Source organism: Bacillus sp. TH30 (assembly GCF_016650875.1).
In the GTDB taxonomy this organism is placed as follows: domain Bacteria; phylum Bacillota; class Bacilli; order Bacillales; family Bacillaceae_G; genus Bacillus_A; species Bacillus_A mycoides.
The window spans coordinates 965,243-988,245 of the sequence record NZ_JAEKEY010000002.1; the positions used below are offsets into that span (position 1 = coordinate 965,243).

Genomic DNA, 23,003 nt, shown 5'->3' on the forward strand with positions numbered 1-23,003 from the left:
CTATATTGTAAATGAGGTGACAACATGCCCATTACGAATCGATTTTCTACCACCACTAACGGCGCACTCGCTATTACAGGAAACACACTAGGTTTAAGTAAAATTAGCAATCTAAACCGTGCTGGTACAATCGGTGCAATTGGTGCATTCGTAACTACGAATACCGCTTTACAAGTAACTACTTTTCCTGCAGGTACAACGTTAAACTATACACAAAATAGTTCTACCGCTATTTTGAATATCCCTGCTGGTAGTACTATTCTTTACGCAGAACTCGTTTGGGGTGGAAACTATTTATCTCGGGATCAAAACATTACGAGTGTATTAGGAAACCCCGTTTCTTTTACAACACCTGTGTCAACATACTCAATTACCCCCTCGGCTGTTACAGCTTCAAATCAAACATTCGTTTCTGGATCTGTCACATTTGGATTTTATACACGATCAGCCGATGTAACGTCGCTCGTTCAAGCTGCTGGATCTGGATCTTATACAACAGGTTCTGTTCCTGGACTTGTAGATCCTTTAGACGCTTCTAATGGAGCCATTAATTCTGCAGGATGGACGCTTATTGTCGCTTATCAAAACGGTTCCTTACCCGCAAGAAATTTAACAATTTACGTAGCTGGTAACCGTGTTTCTGTAGAAACCGGTAGTGCAGATGTATCTGTCTCAGGGTTTTTAACACCTGCCGGGGGACCTGTAAGCGGGAGATTATTTTTAAGTTCTACTGAAGGGGATGCTGATTTAACTGGGGATCAAGCTTTATTTGGACCAAATTTCAGTTCATTAAATGCATTATCTGGGCCAAATAATGCTGTTAATAATTTCTTCGGTTCTCAAATTAATAATGCTGCAGGGAACTTAGATACAACTGGTACATTTGGAACGCGAAACCAGAGTGCCTCTACAAGTACAAATATCTCCGCTGGAAGACAAGGATGGGACATTACTTCCATTGATATTTCTCCTTATTTAACAAATTCCCAAGTATCTGCCGCAATTCGTTTAACTACTAACGGGGATGCATATATGTTAAATACAGTCGGTTTACAAATCAATATAAACTCACCTAATATACAAGCAACTAAAAGCGTGAATAAAAGTGTCGCTACAATTGGAGATATTCTAACCTATACAGTTACTGTTCCTAACACCGGGCTTCTTCCTGCAAATAACGTTACTTTTACAGATGTTCTCCCTAACGGTACTTCCTTTATACCTGGAAGCGTAACGATAGATAACGTACCACAAACAAACGCAAATCCGGTCGCCGGTATATCTCTGGGGACAATTAATAATGGCTCTTCTCGTACAGTAGCTTTCCAAGCGACTGTCGTTTCTCTTCCAAGTCAAAATCCTATCTCTAACACTGCTAATATTACATTTCAATATACACCGATTGCCGGAGGAACGACTTTTAACGGTCTTGCAACAAGTAACTCTGCAGGAACACAAATTAACCTCGCAGATATTAATGGCACAAAATCAGTTAACAAACTTTTTACCGATATTGGTGAAACATTAACTTACAGTATTGCCTTAGCTAATATAGGAAATATCGCTGCAACGAACGTTATATATACGGATCCGATTCCTAGCGGGACTACTTTCATTCCAGGGAGTGTAACTGTTAACGGGGTTACTCAAGGGGGAGCAAATCCTGCTAATGGTATATCAATTGGATCTATTGCTGCAAATTCTACTACTACCATTTCATTTCAAGTATTCGTTCCTTCTATCCCCCAAACAAATCCAATATTAAATAGTGGTACAACAACATATCAATACATTCCTGTACCAAATCAGCCGGCAGTAAGTGGAACTGATACGACAAATATTGTCTCCACTCAAGTGAATAATGCTACTGTAACAATGACGAAAGCAGTAGATAAAAACTATGCAGATATTGGCGATACACTGACTTACACTGTTGCCTTTACAGGTACAGGTAATACGAATGCGAACAATGTTATTTTTACAGATGTCATTCCTACAGGAACAACTTTTGTCCTAAACAGTTTAACAATAGATGGCTCGACACAAGTTGGCGCTAATCCCGCTAATGGTGTGAACATAGGATCCATCCCAACTGGCACAACCAAAAGTGTTTCATTTCAAGTAGTAGTAAACACAATACCCGCGTCAAATGCCGTATCTAACGGATCAAGCGCTTCTTATCAGTACACCGTTAACCCTAGCCAATCACCCATTATGAAAAACATTTCTTCTAACGTCGTTACTACTCAAATTAACAATGCGAATTTAACATTAACAAAGTCTACAAATAAACAATTTGCCACAATTGGCGAAACGATAAGTTATACAATCCTTATTACAAACAGTGGAAATACGGCCGCCAATAACGTTCAACTAACAGATCCACTTCCAAATGGAACGATATTAACATTAGGTTCTGTAACGCTCAACGGAGTTTTGCAAAATGTAGATTCTCTCGTTGCTTTACCTATCGGCACAATTCCTGGTGGAGCTACTTTCACCTTATCCTTCCAAGTAACAGTCATTAACATTACTGCACAAAACCCTATCATTAATAACGCTTTCTCCTCTTATATTTACACTGTAAATCCAAGCCTGCCCCCAACTTCAAAAACAGCAAATTCTAATTCTGTTACATCAACAATTAGACTAGCAAATCTTCATGCTAATAAATCTGTAAGTCAAACGTTTGCGGAAGTTGGAGATGTATTAACTTACACCTTTGCTCTTACAAACGATGGAAATGTTACAGCGAACAATGTATTACTATCCGATTCCATTGCGAATGGCACTTCCTTTGTACCGAACAGTGTTATAGTTAACGGTGTTACTCAGCCGGGCGCAACACCAGCTAGCATCAATATTGGTAGCATCAATGCTAATACTACAATTACAGCTTCATTCCAAATATTAATAACTAGTATTCCAAATCCTAATCCTATTTTGAATAGCGCTTCCATCTCCTATAACTTTATCGTTGATCCAAACGCTTCTCCTGTAAGTACAAACACAACTACAAACACTACATTTATCCAAGTTAATGATGCAAATGTAATTTCGGCAAAATCAGTGGATCGAGAGTTCGCTACTGTTGGAGATATATTAACTTATACCGTTATTTTAACGAATGCAGGAAGCGTTTCTGCTGATAATCCTACTTTCATAGATATAAATCCAGATGGTACTACCTTTATTCCAAATACTTTTCTTATTAATGGCGTTTTGCAAAACAATGCAGATCCAAATATCGGTGTCCTGTTACCTTCTATTCCTGCTAGCGGATTAATTACCGTTTCTTATCAAGTAACTGTCACTGCTTTACCAGCCCAAAATCCAACAACTAATTCATCGAGTACACAGTATAGTTTCGTTCTAAATCCAGGTGATCCACCAATTATAGAAACATCTTTAAGTAATACTGTAAGTACACAAATTAATTTAGCAAATGTAGTTATTGTCAAAGAGGTAGATTTAACTATTGCCGATGTCGGGCAACCAATCACATATACAATTTCCTTAGCTAACCTTGGCAATACTACAGCAAACAATGTTGTTGTTACCGATATAATCCCTCCCGGCACCACTATCGTACCAAATAGTATTTTTATAGGTGGCGCTTTACAGCTAGGTGCAGACCCAAGTACCGGCCTTCAAGTCGGCTCCATTCCTGCAGGTGGTTTTACAACGATTGTTTTTCAAATAAGTGCAAATGGGCTACCTTCACCAAATCCAATTCAAAATAGCGCTTCACTTCAATATAACTTTATCGCTGATCCAAATTTACCTGTTGTTGTGAAAAACGCTACTAGTAATATAGTAACTACACAAATTAATACTGCTAATATTGTTGCAACGAAGCTAACAAGCACAAACTTCGCTGATGTTGGCGATGTCATAACGTATGCAACGATTTTAACGAATAACGGCAATATCCCTGCCTCTAATGTAACGTTTACAGATATCATTCCAGCGGGTACCCTGTTCATTCCTAATACTGTAACGATTAACGGTGTCCCTATAGCCAACGCAAATCCTGCTAACGGTATTTTGATCGGTACGATCGGGGCGAATTCATCACGTACCGTTTCATTCCAGGTTTTTGTACCAAATATCCCTGCTGTAAATCCGATTACAAATCAATCAGGCACAACATTCCAATATACGTACGATCCATCCAAACCAGCTGTAATGCAGATGGTGGCTTCTAACACGGTACAGACAACTATTAATAACGCCTCAATTGCCGCTACAAAATCTGCAGATAAACAGTTTGCTAACGTAAATGATATTATTACGTACACGACTACTTTAACGAATAGTGGGAACACACTTGCATCAAATGTAATATTTACAGATGTAATTCCAAACGGGACCTCGTTTATTCCTAATAGTGTAACAGTAAATGGGAATACACTCCCTAATGTAAATCCAGCAAACGGAATTGCAATTGATCCAATCAATCCGAATGCAAATACTACAATCTCATTTCAAATAAAAGTAAATTCTATCCCTAGTCCAAATCCAATCCCGAACCAAAGTAATACAACGTATCAATATATTGTAAATCCTAACTTACCTCCAGCATCCGCCAATGCGTTAAGTAACGTAATAACAACTCAAATTAATAACGCTACGATCGTCGCTACTAAATCAGTGAATACACCGACAGCTGCAATTGGAGATATCGTTACCTATACGATTGCAGTTACAAACACTGGAAATATCCCTGCTAGTGCAAATGTTTTAACGGATGGGCTTGGCGCAGGAGCTTCATTTATCCAAAACTCCGTAACTATCAATAATGTTCCACAACCAGGATTAGATCCATCACTTGGTATTCACTTAGCAGATATTCCACCAGGTAATACTGTATTTATTACTTTTCAAGCACAAATTTTAGCGATACCGCCTAGTGGCACATTAACAAATAACGCCCTTGTAAATTATGAATATACAGTGAATCCAAACCAATCACCTGCTGTTGGTAGTACAATTACAAACACAACGATTACTCCAATTATTGATGCTACTCTATCTATAAATAAAACTGTCAATTCAACATTCGCTACTATTGGAGATACACTTACTTTCACTTCCACCATTACTAATTCCGGTAACACTACCGCAAACAATGTTATTTTTACAGATTTAATTCCAGATGGTACAACGTTTATTCCAAATAGTTTTACAGTAAATGGAACAACCATTCCTAATGCAAATCCACAAAATGGTATCAATATCGGTAACATAAATTCAAATGCATCAGTTATACTCAGCTTTCAAGTAAACATTGCAACGATTCCAAATCCTAATCCAATCCCTAATAAATCATCGGTTCAATATAGTTTTATTGTAGATATTAATGAACCACCTGTTTCACGAACAGTTAAATCCAATAAAACTTTTACACAAGTAAATACTGCTTCCGTTATCGCAACAAAAACTGCGAGTAGTGCATTTGCTGCTGTTGGAGATACAATTACGTATACAACAACCCTTACCAATAGTGGAAATACAACTGCAAACACACCTGTTTTTATCGATATATTACCACCTGAACTTTCATTCGTTCCTGATAGCGTACAAATTAATACCACCCCACAACTCGGATTTAGGCCAGATAACGGGGTTCCTTTAGACCCAATTCCAGTTGGAGGAACGACAACCATCAGCTTCCAAGCTATTGTCGGTTCAATACCAGATTCAAACCCTACGATGAACCAATCTAGTACAACATACTCTATCATTATTGATCCTACCGAGCCGCCTGTTACAGAAACGGCTACTAGTAATCCGGTCTTAGTTCAAATAAATGAAGCGATCATTCAAGCAACGAAAAGTGTGGATCGTATCTTTTCTGACGTAGCACCTGGAAATTCATTTTTAACGTATACTGTTTTATTAGAAAATATAGGGAACACGACTGCTACTAATATCATTTTTACAGATCCGATTCCAAATAATACAGTATTTATAGAAGATAGCGTTCGAGTAGGTGGGGTTTTATTACCTGGAGTAAATCCAGCGAATGGGATACCAATTGGAGATATTATTGCAGGAGATTTTATAAACGTCACCTTCCGCGTGCAAGTAGTTAGTATTCCAAATCCAATTTTCACAATTGGGCCTGGGGGACCAAACTCACCGGTTGTAAACGGTGCTTCTATTAATTATCAATTTATGACAGGACCTAATTTACCACTCGTTTCACGAAGTACAACATCCAATTCTGTTTCGACACAAATAAATTCCGGGGAAATTGTAGCGGTTAAATCCGCGGATAAAAATTTCGCAACGATCGGCGATACAATTTCTTATACTATTACATTAAATAATCCTGGAAATGTCACTTCACAAAATATAATTTTCACAGATATTTTACCTGACGGAACGACATTTATTTCCGGGACTCTTACAAGCGATTCTGGTACACAGCAAATAGGCAATCCAGCGAGTGGAATTCAGATTGGAAATATAAATCCCGGTAGCACGGCTACTATTACGATAAACGTACTTGTAACAAACATTCCAAGTATAAATCCAATCTCTAATTCTAGTTCTATACAATTTCAGCATATTGTTGATCCAAGTCAACCCGCTATAACACAAACCGTTTCATCTAATACCGTTACTACGACAATAAATAGTGCAATATTAACTACAACAAAAAGTGCTGATAAATCTATAGTGTCTGTTGGAGATACAATTACGTATACCACTACTATTACAAATACAGGGAATACAGCAGCAACGAATATAACATTCACAAGCGCTATTCCAGCTAGCACTACATTCATACCAAATTCAGTTACAGTAAATGGAGTTCAGCAACCTGGTGCGCAACCAGCACTTGGAGTAAATTTACCAAATATCGCACCCGGTGACACAGTAACTGTTACTTTCCAAGTAAATGTTATTTCTATTCCCCCTTCAAGCTCGATTATGGATAATGACACAATTTTATATTCTTATACTGTTGATCCAAGCGGAGCTCCTATTACAACTTCTACTTCAACGAATATCGTTACAAATCCTGTACTAGATGCCATGATAACGATGGTAAAATCAGTCGATCAAACACTTGTAACACTAGGTGATACCATTACCTATACGACCATTTTAAAGAATAGTGGTAATACAAATGCAACTAACATTACTTTCACTGACCTTATTCCAGATGGTACAACGTTTATTACTGATAGCATTACAATAGATGGCATCACACAAATTGGTCTTAATCCTAATACAGGTATAACGATTGGATCAATTGCTCCTAACAGCTCAATATCTATAGCATTTCAAGTTACCGCTACTTCCACCCCTGTTCAAAATCCCATTGCCAACTCCGCTACTGCTTCTTACACATTTATCGCTGATCCAAATGCACCAATTGTTTCAAGAAATGTTACTTCAAACACTACGTTTACTACAATTAATACAGCTACCATTCTTTCATCAAAGCAAGTTGATAAAGCATTTAGCCATATCGGAGACACACTCACTTATACTGTCACTTTAACAAACAATGGAAATTCCTCCGCACAAAATGTTATATTCACAGATACCGTGCCGAGCGGAACTACTTTTATTGCAAACACATTTTCTATCAATGGAATTCCTCAAAGTGGTGCGAATCCAACGAACGGTGTAAATATTGGGCCTATAACAGCTGGGTCTACAGTAAATGTTTCCTTCCGAGTAAACGTGACCTCATTACCAACTGAAAATCCAATTGTAAATTTCTCATCGACATCGTACCAATTAGTCTCACCGCCTGATGCAGAAACTTCAATTAGTAATCCTGTTTCAACACAAATTAGAGAAGCCATATTATCTATGACGAAAAATGAAAGTGTATCCTTTGTAGATATCGGGCAAACTGCTTTTTACACTACTTCTATTGCCAATGTAGGCAATACGGATGCAACTAATATTGTATTCACAGATGTATTACCAAGTGGACTCACATTTGTTCCTAACACATTAACTGTCGATGGCATTTTACAACCTAATGCGGATCCAAATACAGGTGTATTACTTGCAGCACTTCCACCAAATGAAATATATAGTATCGTCTTTCAAGTTACAGTGAACAGCATTCCACCTATTAATCCAGCACCGAATACAGCATCAACGACATATGAGTTTACTGTTGATCCAGGTAATCCGCCGGTATCGAATACAGCTAGCTCCAACACTACACTTCTTCAAATAAACAACGCAAATATTATTAGTACAAAAACAGCAAATCTTACTTTTGCGGATGTTGGTAATACAATAACATTTACACTTAACCTTCCTAATACAGGGAATGTGGCTGCAACTGATGTAACTATTATCGATATTCTTGATAGCAATTTAAGTTTCATTCCAAACAGTTTCACAGTTAATGGGCAAACCATTCCAAACGCTGATTTGTCTACTGGTGTAAACATAGGTTCAGTTAATGAGGGTAATACGGCAATCGTTACATTCCAAGCAACTGTTACTACACTTCCAACACTTAATCCAATTTCTAATTTTGCTTCTACCACATATCATTATGTCGTTGATCCTAGCCTGCCACCTATTACAACTTCCAATCAATCGAATACAACGACAACACAAATTAATAGCGCTATCCTTACTGCACAAAAAAATTCAAATGCGGAAACGGTAGATATCGGGCAGGATATCGTCTACTCCGTTACAATTACAAATAGCGGAAATGTTAGTGCAACGAATGTTATTTTCACCGACCTTATTCCAGCCGGAACTTCCTTTGAACCGAATAGTTTTACACTTAACGGAATTAGCATCCCAAATGCAAATATAATTACAGGTGTTCCAATTGGTGATATCGCGCCAAACCAATCTGTCATCGTAGCATTTCATATTAATGCCAATGAAATTCCGCCTATAAATCCAATTTCCAACCAAGCTAGCGTTAGCTTCCAACATATCGTTAATCCAGCAAATCCTCCAGTTTCAAAAAATATTACTTCTAACAGCGTTACAACAAAAATTGAAAGTGCTATTTTAAACACTATTAAAATAGGAGATAAAGCTTTTGCAACGATCGGTGATACGATTACGTATACAACCACTATTACGAATACAGGAAATATCTCTGCTAACAACGTTGTTTTCTCAGACCCTATACCGACATGGACACAATTTGTTGCAGGATCAGTCATTGTTGATGGCACTTCATTACCATCCGCTTCTATCATTGACGGTGTTGGCATAAATACAATAACTCCAAATCAAATCGTAACAATTATGTTCCAAGTCCAAATAATAAGCAATCCAACAACCTTCACACCTGAACTCCAAAACTTAGGATTTGTTAACTTCCAATATAACGTAGGCAATTCATTACAAGCCCAGCCTGGCAATGTGGAAACGAACGTCTTCGTTACTTCTATTAATTCAGCAATACTTTCAGCTGTAAAAACTGCTAATACAGCCTTTGCAAATATCGGAGACACAATCACTTATACAGTTTTGATTCAAAACAGCGGCAATACAAACGCTACGAATTTAAATTTCTCAGATCTTATTCCAGCTGGAACGACCTTTGTTGAAAATAGTTTTTCTGTAAATGGAAGTATCATTCCAGGGGCAGATCCAAATAACGGGGTTAATATCGGAACCGTTAGTACGAACAGTTCCTTAACTGTTACTTTCCAAGTCATGGTTGCATCTACTCCACCTTCAAACCCAATTACAAACGTTGGATCTATTCAATTCACATTCATTGTTGACCCGGCAGCTCCTCCTGTTACAAGCACAATAAATTCTAATGGCGCTTCAACACAAATTAATAACGCTACCGTTACTACTGTTTTAGAAGCAAATCGATCAATCGTATCCATCGGAGATATAATTACGTATACAGCAACATTAACAAATACCGGAAATTTCCCTGCAAATTCTGTATTGCTCATAAACGGAGTTCCTGTAGGTGCAGTATTCGTTCCAAATAGCGTTACGTTAAATGGAATGTCACTTCCAAATGCAAGTCCAACTCTCGGTATTCCAGTTGGTATTATCGCACCAGGTGATTTTGCTACTATTACGTTCCAATTTCTTGCAAGTTCTATTCCACCGCAAGGGGCGATTATAAATCAAGCCATTACAAGTTACACGTATATTGTCGATCCAAGTCAACCCCCAGTTACAGCAACATCCTCATCTAATACGGTTAATACAGCTGTCGTTGATGCATCGTTATCCGTAATTAAAAATACAGATTCTCTCGTACAATCTACTAACGGTACAATCACTTACACAGTAGTCGTTCAAAATAACGGAAATACAACTGCAAATACAGTTAATTTAACAGATTTGGTCCCTGAAGGAACTGCATTTATTCCTAATAGCGTGACCATTAATAGCGTTTCCGTTCCAGGTGCCGATCCAAACGTAGGGATACCATTAAACGCCATCGCGCCGTCAGAAATCGTCACCGTCACATTCCAAGTTATCGTTCAATCCATTCCAAGCGTGAATCCAATTTCTAATACAGCCCGTATTGACTATACTTTTATCGCCGATCCAACCTCTCCTATCATCTCTCGAACAATTACGTCTAATCCAGCTTTCACACAAATTTCGGATGCGAATGTTCTTTCTTTAAAAGCTGTCAATGCACAACAAGCAACAACCGGTGACATTTTGACCTATACGATAACGCTAGAAAATACCGGAAATATTCCAGCTACTAATCTCATATTTTCAGATACGATTCCAGAAGGGACTACATTCGTAGAAAATAGTTTTACACTTAACGGAACAGCTATACTTGGTGCCAATCCAAACGTAGGTGTTACTTTGCCTAACCTTGCAGCAAACGCTACTCACCTTATTTCGTTTCAAATTCTTATTAATAATTCATTCTCGCAAGATTCTATTACAAATCAAGCCAATACAACATATACAATTCAACCAGATCCAAGCCAGCCGCCTATTACTGAAACATCTACAAGTAATATTGTCATTACAAATTTTGTGCAAGCACAATTGACAATTACAAAAACGTCCAATCCAATAACTGTAGATATTGGCGGAACTATACTTTATATTTCTGAAGTGAAAAATATCGGCAATGTTGACGCAATAAATATTATTTTTACAGATTCTATTCCAGCTGGGACTACATTCGTTCCCGATAGTGTCACAATTAACGGTGTCCTGCAACCAGGTGTACATCCAGAAAACGGAATACCAATTGGAACAATTCCAGTAAACAGTTCCAAAACGATACTATTTCAAGTGCAAACAAACAATCCACCTACTGAAACCGAAATTGTAAATCAATCTTCTGCAACTTACCAATATGTAAGTATTCCTACAGCTCCACCGGTGAATCGCTCTGCAAATTCTAACATTGTTACAACATCACTTCAAAATGCAAATATTATTTCTGTTAAAAGCGCGGATGTAACTTTCGTATCAATTGGGCAAATTATTACCTACACAAATACACTACAAAATATAGGAACCATTCCAGCTAACAATACCGTGTTTATTGATAACATTCCAGAAGGTACGATATTCATTGAAGATAGCTTATCAATAAATAATGTGATTCAGCCTGGCGCGAATCCTGAAAACGGAGTAACTCTCGGCACGATACAACCAAATGAAACGGTCACTATTTCATTCCAAGTACAACTTACAAATATACCGTCCGGCAATACGGTCATTAATCTTTCAGACACTTCGTACGAATACCAAATTGACCCTAGCTCTCCGATTATTCAGCGTAGATCGTTATCAAATGCAGTAAACACGAAAGTACGGACGGCAAATGTTAGTGCAATTAAATCCGCCAATAGATCCATTACACGCATCGGTCAAATCATCACATATACAGTCGCAGTTACAAACGCTGGTACAGTACCTATTACAAATGCACTACTTATTGACGCAATTGCAGCTGGAACCACATTCGTTCCAAATAGCATCCTTGTAGATGGCATAACACGACCTAACGAAAATCCAATTACCGGAATCACCCTTGGCATTATCCTTCCAAATAATACGATTATCGTTACGTTCCAAGTAAATGTAGTCTCTATACCTTCACAAAATAATATTAATAATATCGCTGTCATTCACTATGAATATCAACCGGATCCAAGCTCACCACCAATTTCAGAAACGACCTCTTCCAATAGTACAAATATACAATTTATTGACGCTATTCTTATCGCTACAAAATCCGCTAATAAAGTATTAGCTAATATTGATGAAATCATTGAATATACAGTATTAATCCAAAATAACGGATCCACTACAACTAACTCCATCTTTTTTACAGATACTATAGAAGATGGAACAGTATTTATTCCGGGAAGTGTAATAGTTAACAATACTGTACTTCCTGCAGCAGATCCGAATATCGGCTTTTCCATTCCTAATATCGCGTCAGGTCAATCGACAACAATAACATTCCAAGTTTCCGTTACGAATTTACCTGCTGTAAATCCAACACCTAATACTGCAAACATCGTCTATGACTTTATTTTCAATCCTGACTTTGCACCAATTCAAAAATCTACTACTTCCAATACTACTTTCGTTCAAATTAATGACGCTGATATCGTTTCACTGAAAACTGTTGATTTAACTTCTGTAACGATTGGTGACATTTTAACTTATACAACAACTTTAACGAATACAGGGAATACGGATGCTACTGCTGTTGTATTTACAGACAATATTCCTGATGGAACAACCTTTATAGACGGTAGCGTTTTAGTAAATAACATTCCGCAGCTTAACGCCAATCCAAGTACCGGTATACTTGTAGGAACGATTGCTCCTGATATTTCTATCCCAGTCACATTTTCTGCTACCGTCGTAGCTCTTCCAGCTAGCGGTCGCATTCAAAATCAATCAACTTCCCGCTATACAATAAATGGGGAAGAACAAATATCGACTAGTAATATTACCTTCACTGAAGTTATTTCTGCTAATGTAATTGCGACAAAAACAACGCCAATCCAATACGCTGACCTACAAACTATTATCCCTTATACAATTTCCATCATAAATAACGGAAATATACAAGTGGAAAACATTATTGTTACAGATATCATTCCAGCAAATACGAACTTTATAGAGAATAGTGTTATTGTGAATGGCAACGCTCGGCCAAATGACAATCCACTTAGCGGTATACCAATTGATAACATTCCGCCTAATACGACAGCAACTATTCTATTCCAAGTCCGGGTTATTTCGATTCCGCAAACAAATCCAATCTCTAACACGAGTACAATTGAATATGAATACACGGTACCAGATCACCCACCTATTACCGAGACTATTATTTCATCAACTGCCGTAACAGAAATTCATCACGCGAATTTGGATAGTAATAAAGATGTTGACCTTGCATTTGCAACGGTCGGTGATACGTTAACGTATACGATTACACTAAATCAAACTGGTAATGTTTCAGCAAATGATGTAATCATTCAAGATATTATTCCTCAAGGGACTACGTTTATAGAAAATAGCGTCATTGTAAACGGAGAAACGCTTCCGGGAGTTAATCCAGTAAGCGGCATACCAATTGGTACTATAATTGTAGGTGGGAATGCTATCGCTTCATTCCAAGTAACTGTAACTTCTATTCCAACACCAAATGAACTCAACAACAAAGCAATTACTACTTTTAACTATATAGTCAATCCAAATAACTTACCTGTTACAAATACGACTACAACAAATACTGTCACAACAACTGTCCAAAATGATAATGTCGTTGCCATAAAATCTGTTAATGCCACGAATGCATTACCTAGTCAAACTTTAACGTATACAATTACAATTACTAATAGCGGTAATGTAACGATTGAAGACCTTCTTGCCATAGACACCGTACCAGTAGATACAACCTTCGTTACTAGCAGTGTTACAATTAACGGAATCAATCAGCCTAATGCAAATCCCGAAAATGGTATTACATTAGGAAATCTTGCTCCTAATGAATCTGTTATCATTACGTTCCAAATAACAATGTCTTCTTCAACTCTTCTACCTGCAATCAATAATGATGCTTCTGTTTCCTATACTGTTATCATTGATCCGAATGAACCACCTATTACAATGACCAAACAAACAAATGTCGTCACAACAACAATAGTGGATCCAATGGTTGGTATTGCAAAAATCGCTAACAAATCTATTACTATTACAGGAGATATCATTACATTCACACTAGACGTATTTAATCATTCCCCAATTCCTACAGTAAATACTTCCGTTTTAGATATGATTCCAGCTGGTACAACATTTATAGAAAATAGCGTAACCATTAACTGTACCCAAATCCCAAATATCCGTCCAGACACTGGTATTAATATCGGAGCTTTACCTGCAGATGGAGTAGCAACTATAACATTTAAAGTTCTCGTAACTTCTATCCCTTCAAACAGTACAATTATCAATTCTGCAACAGTTACAGCTGCTTTCCAACTGACGCCACAGGATCCGATTATTACTTTTATCGTTAATTCGAACATTGTTCGCATACCAGTTCAATTTATAACTGCAACTGTGCTTAAAAACGCTTCCGTTAGCTCAGCTTATTTAAATCAATATTTTGATTATACGGTGCATATTACGAATACCTCGGAATTTTCAATTACAAACATTTCTTTACAAGACACCATTCCTGCAGGTTTACGATTTATGAACGGTACGGTCTTCATTAATGGGGAACGCTCTCCACTAGCGAATCCGAATATCGGTTTCCTAGTCGCTACTAATTTGGAACCGAACGAAACAATTATCGTGTTATTCACAGTACAAGTGATAAGTCCACCTATTAATAATGAATTTAAAAACACGGCAAACGTTTCTTTACAACTTCAAGTCTCTCCTACCGATCCACCAATCACAGTAACCATTACAAGTAACGAAAACATCGTCACCTTCATTCCAGAAAATCCAGATGAAACACTTCCAAATTTAAATTGTTTCTTTGACGGTGAACGTTTCATACGCATTACTCCTCGAAATATACGAAATTACTTTTGGACTTGGATTTGGTGGCGTTAATCAAAAAAGAAAAAGCTTGTAGTTCGGATAATATCCAAACTACAAGCTTTTTTCATAAACAAAATTATCAATTGCTAGCAGCACTATATGCTACATGTCGTTTCTCAATCCGTTCTTCAATTTCTTTCATATTCTCTTTATTAGTTAGTAGAGATTGTTTATTTTCTATTAATAATTGTTTAAAGGATTTTCTCACTTTTTTTCGCATGTTTATTTTCCTCCTTGGGGGATGGTTTATATAAAAGATAACTTGAAACTTTAATCAATGAGAGGATTTACCCTCACTAATTATTAGCCTACATCAATCGGGCTTTTACAGGGAGTTACTCTTCCATCATCACTCTTTATTCAGCTATAATACTGAGATAGAAGTCCTATCTCCCGTTAATGCGGGATAAGGATTTATCTGTGTGTCCTTATAATAGTTGATTGTTGTGAATTCCATTTGAACTTCATATGAAAATTCCGTTTATTTTCTGACAACTTTGTGAACAAAAAAAAGAAAGGTTAATCAAAAATATATTTGATCAACCTTTCCATGCTCTTTAAAGCATATTAATTAATATTTCAGGTCTTCCCCAATTCATTTCGTTACAAACAAAGCGTAGTTTTTCTTCGTCCATTGTGTGTAACCCTTCTTCTAATAAGCATGAAATTGGAACTTCACAATGAATTTGCGCTAATTGTAAAGAGATATTTAAATTCTCTAAATCACTTTCAATTTTTGTGCGCTGCGCTTTCGTTAATGCTGCTATATTTTCTAGCACTGCCGATACTGTCCCGTATTCTTGAATCAGCTTATACGCTGTTTTTTCACCAATACCTTTTACACCCGGATAATTATCACTTGTATCTCCCATGAAAGCTTTCGCATGAACAATTTGCCAAGGTTCTACACCTTTCTCTTCCATGATTTTTTCCGGTGTGTAATACTCGTAATTTCCAATTCCTTTACGAAGAAGCATAACTGTAACATTCGTATCAACAAGTTGAAGTAAATCTGTATCACCTGTCAAAATATAAACTTCCGCTTCATTGCAATATTGTTTTGCAAGCGTACCGATACAATCATCCGCTTCATAACCTTTCATACCGATTACAGGCATAGATAATTTCGCAGTCATTTCTTGCACTAAATCAAATTGCGGAATTAATTCTTCCGGCGGTGCTGCACGATTTGCTTTATAATTCGAGAAAGATTCCGTTCTAAATGTCGTACTTCCCATATCCCAGCACGTTACAATGTGCGTTGGTTCGATTGCTTGTGTTGCTGTTAATAAATGCTTCATATAACCATGAATCCCATTCGTCGGGGTACCATCTTGTCGTTTCATAAATTGTCCATATACACTTGTTGCGTAAAAAGCACGAAATAATAGTGCCATACCATCAACTAATAATACTTTTTTCATAATTCCTCTCCTACTAACAAAAAATAATAACCTCACGTTATCACGTAAGGTTATATATAGATTACCATTCTACGTTTTTGTTCAACTTTGTCTATTATACATTGTTTTTGTATATTTAGCATCATTAACACATTAAGACATTCTACCGCAGCAAGTATGAAGTATTCCTGAATACGTATTTTTACCTGTCGAAACAACTACAGCCTTTGCATTTCCGTCAACAATATACGTACCTTTGAAACATACATTTTCAAGTTCAAGTGGATTATAGTCTTTCATCCGTTTTAATGGAATAAATCGTTTACGTTCAAGATGATAGCAACTTTCAAATTTCTCAATACTAGCATCATTTCCTGTCAGCATAGATTCATTTACTAATAAATCATTTGCATAAATAATACGTACATCTGCTGGCACTGTATCGCCCTCTGCAAGAAAAATCATATCTCCAGGTACAAGCTCTTGTACTGGTAATTTCATCATTTTTAGTTCACTGTTTAGCCCTGTTACGCTACAGCCAGCTACTCTAGAAACAGTAACTGTTTCACATTGTAATTCATCACCCATATTTTGTTTTGAAAGACCTGGGATCATTCCACTTAGCTTCATCATTACTTCCGCAATACGCGCTCTTTTTGAAGTTAATTCATTTCGGCCGTATACTTGAATACGCTTTTGTGCCTCTTTCATAGATAGTCCGTCTCTTGTTGTTTTAAAATACGCAAATACAGATTTTACATCTCTTGTTGCGATTTCAATTAATAAATCTTTATTTTTTTGAAGCATTGTTTGTTCTTTCATTGCTTTTTTACTTAATTTATACGAAGTGTTACCCACACTTTTATTTACATATAACATATTATCGTCTCCTCCTTTACAACATAGGAAGAAACGCTTTGTTTCTCAATTTATCCACTTTACTGTGAAAGTGTCTAGCGCTTAAATACTCGAATAAACGCTACATTATGATAAATATAGAGGGAGGAACAAGTCGTTTCCTGCCTACATCATATATTTTTGATTTGAAGTATATGGGTAACGGAACCGAGTCAGAATTTGACATGCTCCTCACCTCCTCTTTAATTTTTTAGTTATAATCTATACTATGAAATTACTCATAGCTTGCTAACAAAAAAGACCCTTACTCATAAGAGAGCAAAGGTCATTGCATACACAAATAAGCGATTCCTAATATAATACAATTAGAAATCTACGGACCTCTCCCTCGCCGAGTTTTAGCACTGTATAGCATAGGTTCATTACCAGCTACGTTAAGAAAAACCTTAATTCGATCATTCCTGTTGACCCATTGGCGTCTCTCGACATTTTTGGGCAGTAGCATTTCTCTATACAGGAGCCTCACCTAACAGAGACTTATTATAATTACATAGAAAATGTTACTCTTATTTAAAATAGATGTCAACACTTTGTATGGAAACTTTTCCTTATTACAATAACTATCTCGAGTTTAGTACACTAATACGCATCCTGCTCAGCGTTCGGCTACATAAATTAATTGAACACATATTGCAAAAAATTAGCAAATGAAAAATAAAACCCTTACGTTAAAATGTAAGGGTTTTAATACGTTACACAACCAGCAATTACAATTCCGATGGAAAGTGATAAAAACATAAGGAAAAGACCAACTGCTTGATTATCTTCTTCGAGACTTTTATTAATATTAAAACGTGGTGTAAGCCATTCCGCTAAATAAAAGACAATAATTTGAGCTAAGATCCCAACAGCTCCCCATGAAACCATATCAAGAATTGAAATAGAATTAGCAGCCGTTGAATATAAAACGATAGCAAGACCAAGTAGTCTTCCTCCAAGTACATAGCTTACCGCTTTATTCCCTTGAGCCATTAACTTAAATTCCTTAACTTTCGTTGTCACTTCCATAAGAAAAAGACCGATACACAAAAGTACAAGTGATACTGCTAAATATAGTAAAAAATTAATCATTTATTTTCCTCCTTCTTAATACCTACCGGTAAATAATACGATTCATTTCCCGTAATTTTTTCCCCGGCACGTATACCGATGCTGCTCGCTTTTCCAGCAATTAAAAAAGCCCCAAACACGTACGACAGCTTCTCAATTCCTTTTTCAGTTTCCAAAAATACAACTGGAAGCTCTGTATATTTCTGAAATATAGGCAGTGACGATTTATACGTTTCATGTGCATTTCGAATCATAATATTTGTATCCTTATCACGAATCGTAATCGTGTCACCTTCCCTACCGAACGAAGGTTTTTGAACGAAAGGACTTTTCCCCAAAAATAAATCTGGCTCTAAATATGTAGGAAGCATATATTCTTTAATCCACTTTTGTTCCTCACTTGTGTAAAAAGCACCTTCTTCTGCTAATCCCCAAATAAGACATTGAATTGATTTCGGCTGAAGTAAAAAGGCCGACAAAGGATTTATAATAAAAAGCTTTCCTTCTTTTACAAGTTGCAAAAGTTCTACTCCCACCAAATCCCCCGTTTCGGGATCTTGATCTTCAATTAAGTCTTCAATTGGATATGTTTGGCGATACAAAACATCAATTGGTACACCATCTCTATCTACTAAAGCATCATCTGTAATTCTAAGTTCTGTCATTGGCATCACTTTATTTTCAACATGACATAGCCCACTCAAATACATAGTCGTATTCCAATCTTCTATATGTTCAGGATGAGCTGTGAAAACAACATTTGGATCTTCCATTCCTTTTGTAAACTCCATTACGGCTTTTGTAATACCAGAAGAAAGTAAGCGCTCTTGATTTGCATTTGGATCATCATAGTCAAGTTCTTCACAAACTTTTCCATTCATTTGAAAGCATTCCACAATAAAAGTTGGAGTATCACTATTAAACTCAAGCATTTTAATACGATTATCCTCTGTTAAAGCAAAATCAAATCGTGAAATAACAGATTCAGGATACATCCCTTTCAGTCTAATAAAAGGCAAGCTTGCAGTTGGAAAACCGAGTTCAAGAAGCTGTTCATTAGATACATTCCGAAGAAGTCTAGCAGTCTTAAAAAATATTTTCCCCATTCGTTCAGTTGCTACTTGTAATTGTTTCATCGTTTGCTCTGTTATCGGGAAAACATGAAACAAACTATACTCACATTCATATAAATCCGACCAGAAATGAGGATAATTCGAATACAATTCTTTTCGTTTCTTTATGTATTGCGACATATTTTAACCTCCAAATCCACCTTTTGAACCGCTTCCAATTCCACCTTTAAATTCGGCCGAAGATTGATAAGTTTTAAACTCTGATGAATTTTTGAAGGTGGATTTATTTTGATAGTATTTACCACCATAAAAGTAATGTCCACGATAACCTGAACTACTATCATCACACTGCCAAACACCAAGTTCATCATCCCAATCCCAATCAGAACAACTATTATCATTCGGTTCGGGGGGAATATCTTGCGCGCAGCCAAATAAAGTGCCCGTCATTAAAGATGTCAGGACACTACCTACTAGCCATTTCGTTTTTGTCACCTTTGCACTCCCCTTTTTAAATTATATTTCTATTATATAAGATGTCATGATAAAGTAGAAGAAAAAGGAAGAAGAGGGATAAAATGCGATTGGAATATCGGCTCAATGATGAAACAAACGGGTATCCAGCTTTATGGAACTACGCAAATATTTCTAATTCTGAAATTGTCGCGCGCATGACTTGTGAATATTTTACAAAAGATAGAAATACATATATCGTTACTGCAACTTCAGTAGATCCAGACGGGACAGCAGTGTTATATATACAAAAAGAAGTTTTTTCCAACGACCCTTCAGATCCTACATACTCGCACATAGGTTTTGAAATTAGAGAACTAAAGGAAACCTGCTCAATTATGATAGAAAGTAAAGATATTTGGAATTACGAGGATATCTTACCCTCTCTCCATTCAGATATTATATATATTCAACGGGATGGAATACATTTGGAATTCACCCTCGATTCAAGAGAAATTGATGAAGACCGCAAGTGCTATATTTATTATGGGAACTTTACAGGTAAATCGAGATAACATGAGTATATTTATTCAACAAAAAAACCTTACGTATAAAACGTAAGGTTTTTTATATAGTCCCACATATGCCGTTATCTATAGATGTCCATAAACCTGTTCTCACAGGTGGATGTTCTCACAAATGTTTGTAACTTCCTTCTTAAAAAGATGGCCTGCTATCTACATTTAAATATTGAACTTCCGCATTATACTTATTGGTTTAAGACATACACAAGCTACGTACACCGTAGGAATTTTATATACTATTAGTTGAAATAAGACCCCCGCAAGTGCCGTCTCTCGTAAATGTCCAAAAACCCGCTACTCGCAGGTGGATGCCCTCACAGTTACCGTATATCTTCCTCCACAAGGAAGGCTTGATAATGGTCACTAAATATTGAGCTTCCGTAAAACTAACATCGGTTTTAGACATAAATAAGTTACGCACACCGCAGGATGTATTATTTACTTGTCGTTATATTATCACATTGTTTCCAATGTGTAAAATATAATTTTTTTGAAGCAATCTCTTGCTTGTGACCTTATTTTAATACAAATTATTTTTGCATGCAAGTGATTAATCTTCTTCTTTTGCAATTTGATTTTCTGGGTAAGAAATCCAATCACTCCAGCTACCTGTATACAATTTAACATTTTGAAAACCAGCTAATGTTAATGCAACTATGTTCGGACACGCTGTAACACCAGAACCACAATATACGATTGTTTCCTTCTCTTTATCAAGATTTTGGAAACGCCCTTGCTGCTCCTCTTCGTTTTTAAAGTGTCCCGATTCTAAAATCCCATCTTTCCAAAAATAGTTTACTGCCGTCGGAATATGCCCTGCCTTCGAATCAACGAGCTCTTCCGCACCAGCATAACGTTTTGGTTCCCTAGAATCAATTAATGTCATATTTGCACCTGCACGAATTTTCCCTCTCACATCTTCCATCGTTACAAGCATATTTTCTTGTATTTCCGGTATAAAAGGTTTTCGTGCAATAACTGGGATATTCGGCGTTGTGTGTAATCCATTCTCTTTCCAAGCTGGAAATCCACCGTCTAATATATACACTTTCTCATGTCCTACATAGTTTAATAACCACCATAAACGAGAAGCCATTGCACCAGCTTGACTGTCATACGCAATCACTGTCGTATGTTCATCAATCCCGGTCTGTGAAAGCTTGTCTGCAAACTCCTCAATATTTGGCAACGGATGGCGGCCACCATGTTCTGCTACAGGACTTGATAAATCTAAATTTAAATCAAAATATAACGCATGAGGAATATGTTCTTCCTCATACTTCTCTCTACCCCAATTAGGATTCGCTAAATCAAATCGACAATCGATTATACGGACATTCTCATCTTCTATATGCTCACGTAACCATTCGACTGTAACAACCATCTTTAACGACCTTCTTTCTCTTGCAAACGACTTACATACTCCATAACCATTTCTTCTGTAACAAATTTACGCTGCAGTGTAACACCATTTTTTGCAAGATCATTAATTTGCTTTGTTACAACATTAATGATATCAACCGAAAATTCTTTCCCCTTTGACGCAAGAGATACGGCTGCTTCAATAGCTGCTTCACGCTGCGCATCTAATTGTAAACATGCTTTTACACTTTCATTTTGTTTACGAGAATGTGCTGTAATTGCTTTATGTACTTCCATCTTCTCTTCCCCCTAAATAAGTTATACGTTCTTATTCAATTCCATTGCAAGCCGAATCATATCGCGACATACAATCCCATTTTCAATAATCTCTTCTTCATAATGCTTTGAAAAGTAATCAAAATCAATAGAAAAAATACGAAATCCACATTTTTGATATAAAGCAAGTTGTGAAACACTAGAATTGCCTGTACCAACTTCAAGTTTTGACATACCATATCCTTTAGCAGTTTCTACGGCATGACTTAATAGCTGCTTTCCAATCCCTTTTCCTTGCAAATGCTCTACAACCGCAATATTCATAATTTCCATTGTCCTTGGTCTTGTTTCCAAAAGCACATATACACCGATGATTCTTTCTTCTTGTTTAGCTATATACGTATACCCTCTCTGTACATATGCATCAATTTGGCTTTCACTTGGATCAGCAAGAAGTAATAAAGATTTCGGTATAGCTTCTTTCGAAATACGCTCTATGACAACAGACATAAAAATTCCCCCTCCTCTATTGTTCTAAACCCCCCTTGTCTACCATAGATAATAGAAAGGAGGGATTCACCATGGACAACAATGAGAAAAAATGCAACGTCATCTCTATTGATGGAAAGAAAAAGAAGAGCGACACATATTCCTATCCAAAATTAGTAGTAGAAAACAAAACGTATGAGTTTTCTTCATTCGTCTTATGCGGTGAAACACCAGACGGCAGACGCTTAGTTCTTACCCATATGATTTCTACTGATGAGTTTGCAGGGTTTGTAAAATCTTTAGATACTGTACTACAAAAGAAAATTGAACGAATCTTTTTTTCATAACAG

The 23,003-nt window shown here is 36.7% G+C and carries 12 protein-coding genes, 2 other RNA genes and 1 riboswitch; of the genes, 3 read left to right on the top strand and 11 right to left on the bottom strand.

What is annotated here, in order from left to right; genetic code table 11:
• The first annotated feature begins 24 nt into the window (after positions 1 to 24).
• Positions 25 to 15,057 (top strand): DUF7507 domain-containing protein, encoded by a 15,033-nt coding sequence (locus JFU20_RS07125; RefSeq protein WP_201038500.1) that lies wholly within the window; start codon positions 25 to 27, stop codon positions 15,055 to 15,057.
• A gap of 67 nt (positions 15,058 to 15,124) precedes the next feature.
• On the opposite strand, the gene JFU20_RS07130 is transcribed toward JFU20_RS07125, so the two are convergent.
• The 6 genes from JFU20_RS07130 to JFU20_RS07155 form a co-directional block, all read right to left on the bottom strand.
• The gene (locus JFU20_RS07130) at positions 15,125 to 15,265 is read right to left on the bottom strand and encodes an FbpB family small basic protein (RefSeq protein ID WP_001228051.1); all 141 of its coding nucleotides are present in this window, start codon (positions 15,263 to 15,265) and stop codon (positions 15,125 to 15,127) included.
• Between the two features lie 337 nt (positions 15,266 to 15,602).
• The gene (locus JFU20_RS07135; RefSeq protein WP_002011923.1) at positions 15,603 to 16,469 is read right to left on the bottom strand and encodes a 5'-3' exonuclease; all 867 of its coding nucleotides are present in this window, start codon (positions 16,467 to 16,469) and stop codon (positions 15,603 to 15,605) included.
• A 132-nt stretch (positions 16,470 to 16,601) separates the two neighbouring features.
• A complete protein-coding gene (locus JFU20_RS07140; RefSeq protein WP_002011924.1) occupies positions 16,602 to 17,327 on the bottom strand; it encodes a P-type ATPase actuator domain-containing protein in 726 nt (241 codons plus the stop codon).
• 354 nt (positions 17,328 to 17,681) lie between these two features.
• A riboswitch (M-box (ykoK) riboswitch) is annotated at positions 17,682 to 17,847 on the bottom strand.
• A 203-nt stretch (positions 17,848 to 18,050) separates the two neighbouring features.
• Positions 18,051 to 18,437, bottom strand: coding sequence for a DUF350 domain-containing protein (locus JFU20_RS07145; RefSeq protein ID WP_002086561.1), 387 nt, complete (start codon positions 18,435 to 18,437; stop codon positions 18,051 to 18,053).
• A complete protein-coding gene (locus tag JFU20_RS07150; RefSeq protein ID WP_002011926.1) occupies positions 18,434 to 19,669 on the bottom strand; it encodes a glutathionylspermidine synthase family protein in 1,236 nt (411 codons plus the stop codon). The genes JFU20_RS07145 and JFU20_RS07150 overlap by 4 nt, the downstream gene beginning before the upstream one ends.
• A 3-nt stretch (positions 19,670 to 19,672) precedes the next feature.
• On the bottom strand, positions 19,673 to 19,984 hold the full coding sequence (locus JFU20_RS07155) for a hypothetical protein (RefSeq protein ID WP_002086563.1): 312 nt from the start codon (positions 19,982 to 19,984) through the stop codon (positions 19,673 to 19,675).
• Positions 19,985 to 20,067: 83 nt separating this feature from the next.
• Here JFU20_RS07155 and JFU20_RS07160 point away from each other — a divergent pair, with 83 nt between their 5' ends.
• Entirely contained in the window at positions 20,068 to 20,517 is a 450-nt protein-coding gene (locus tag JFU20_RS07160; RefSeq protein WP_002166056.1) for a hypothetical protein, read from the top strand.
• 55 nt (positions 20,518 to 20,572) lie between these two features.
• On the opposite strand, the gene ssrS (JFU20_RS07165) is transcribed toward JFU20_RS07160, so the two are convergent.
• From ssrS (JFU20_RS07165) to JFU20_RS07185, 5 genes are all read right to left on the bottom strand, one after another.
• Positions 20,573 to 20,756, bottom strand: a non-coding RNA gene (gene ssrS, locus JFU20_RS07165) — 6S RNA.
• Between the two features lie 21 nt (positions 20,757 to 20,777).
• Positions 20,778 to 20,960: non-coding RNA, 6S RNA (gene ssrS, locus JFU20_RS07170), on the bottom strand.
• Positions 20,961 to 21,076: 116 nt separating this feature from the next.
• Positions 21,077 to 21,910 (bottom strand): sulfurtransferase, encoded by an 834-nt coding sequence (locus JFU20_RS07175; protein ID WP_002011931.1) that lies wholly within the window; start codon positions 21,908 to 21,910, stop codon positions 21,077 to 21,079.
• Between the two features lie 2 nt (positions 21,911 to 21,912).
• Positions 21,913 to 22,185 carry a YpbS family protein gene (locus JFU20_RS07180; RefSeq protein WP_000451806.1) on the bottom strand — a complete coding sequence of 91 codons (273 nt, stop codon included), beginning with the start codon at positions 22,183 to 22,185 and terminating at the stop codon, positions 21,913 to 21,915.
• A gap of 21 nt (positions 22,186 to 22,206) precedes the next feature.
• Complete coding sequence (locus JFU20_RS07185) at positions 22,207 to 22,674, bottom strand: GNAT family N-acetyltransferase (protein WP_002011932.1); 468 nt, start codon at positions 22,672 to 22,674, stop codon at positions 22,207 to 22,209.
• A 71-nt stretch (positions 22,675 to 22,745) separates the two neighbouring features.
• Between JFU20_RS07185 and JFU20_RS07190 the strand changes: the two genes are divergently transcribed.
• Positions 22,746 to 23,000 (top strand): DUF3931 domain-containing protein, encoded by a 255-nt coding sequence (locus tag JFU20_RS07190; RefSeq protein ID WP_000369740.1) that lies wholly within the window; start codon positions 22,746 to 22,748, stop codon positions 22,998 to 23,000.
• The last annotated feature ends 3 nt before the right edge of the window (positions 23,001 to 23,003 follow it).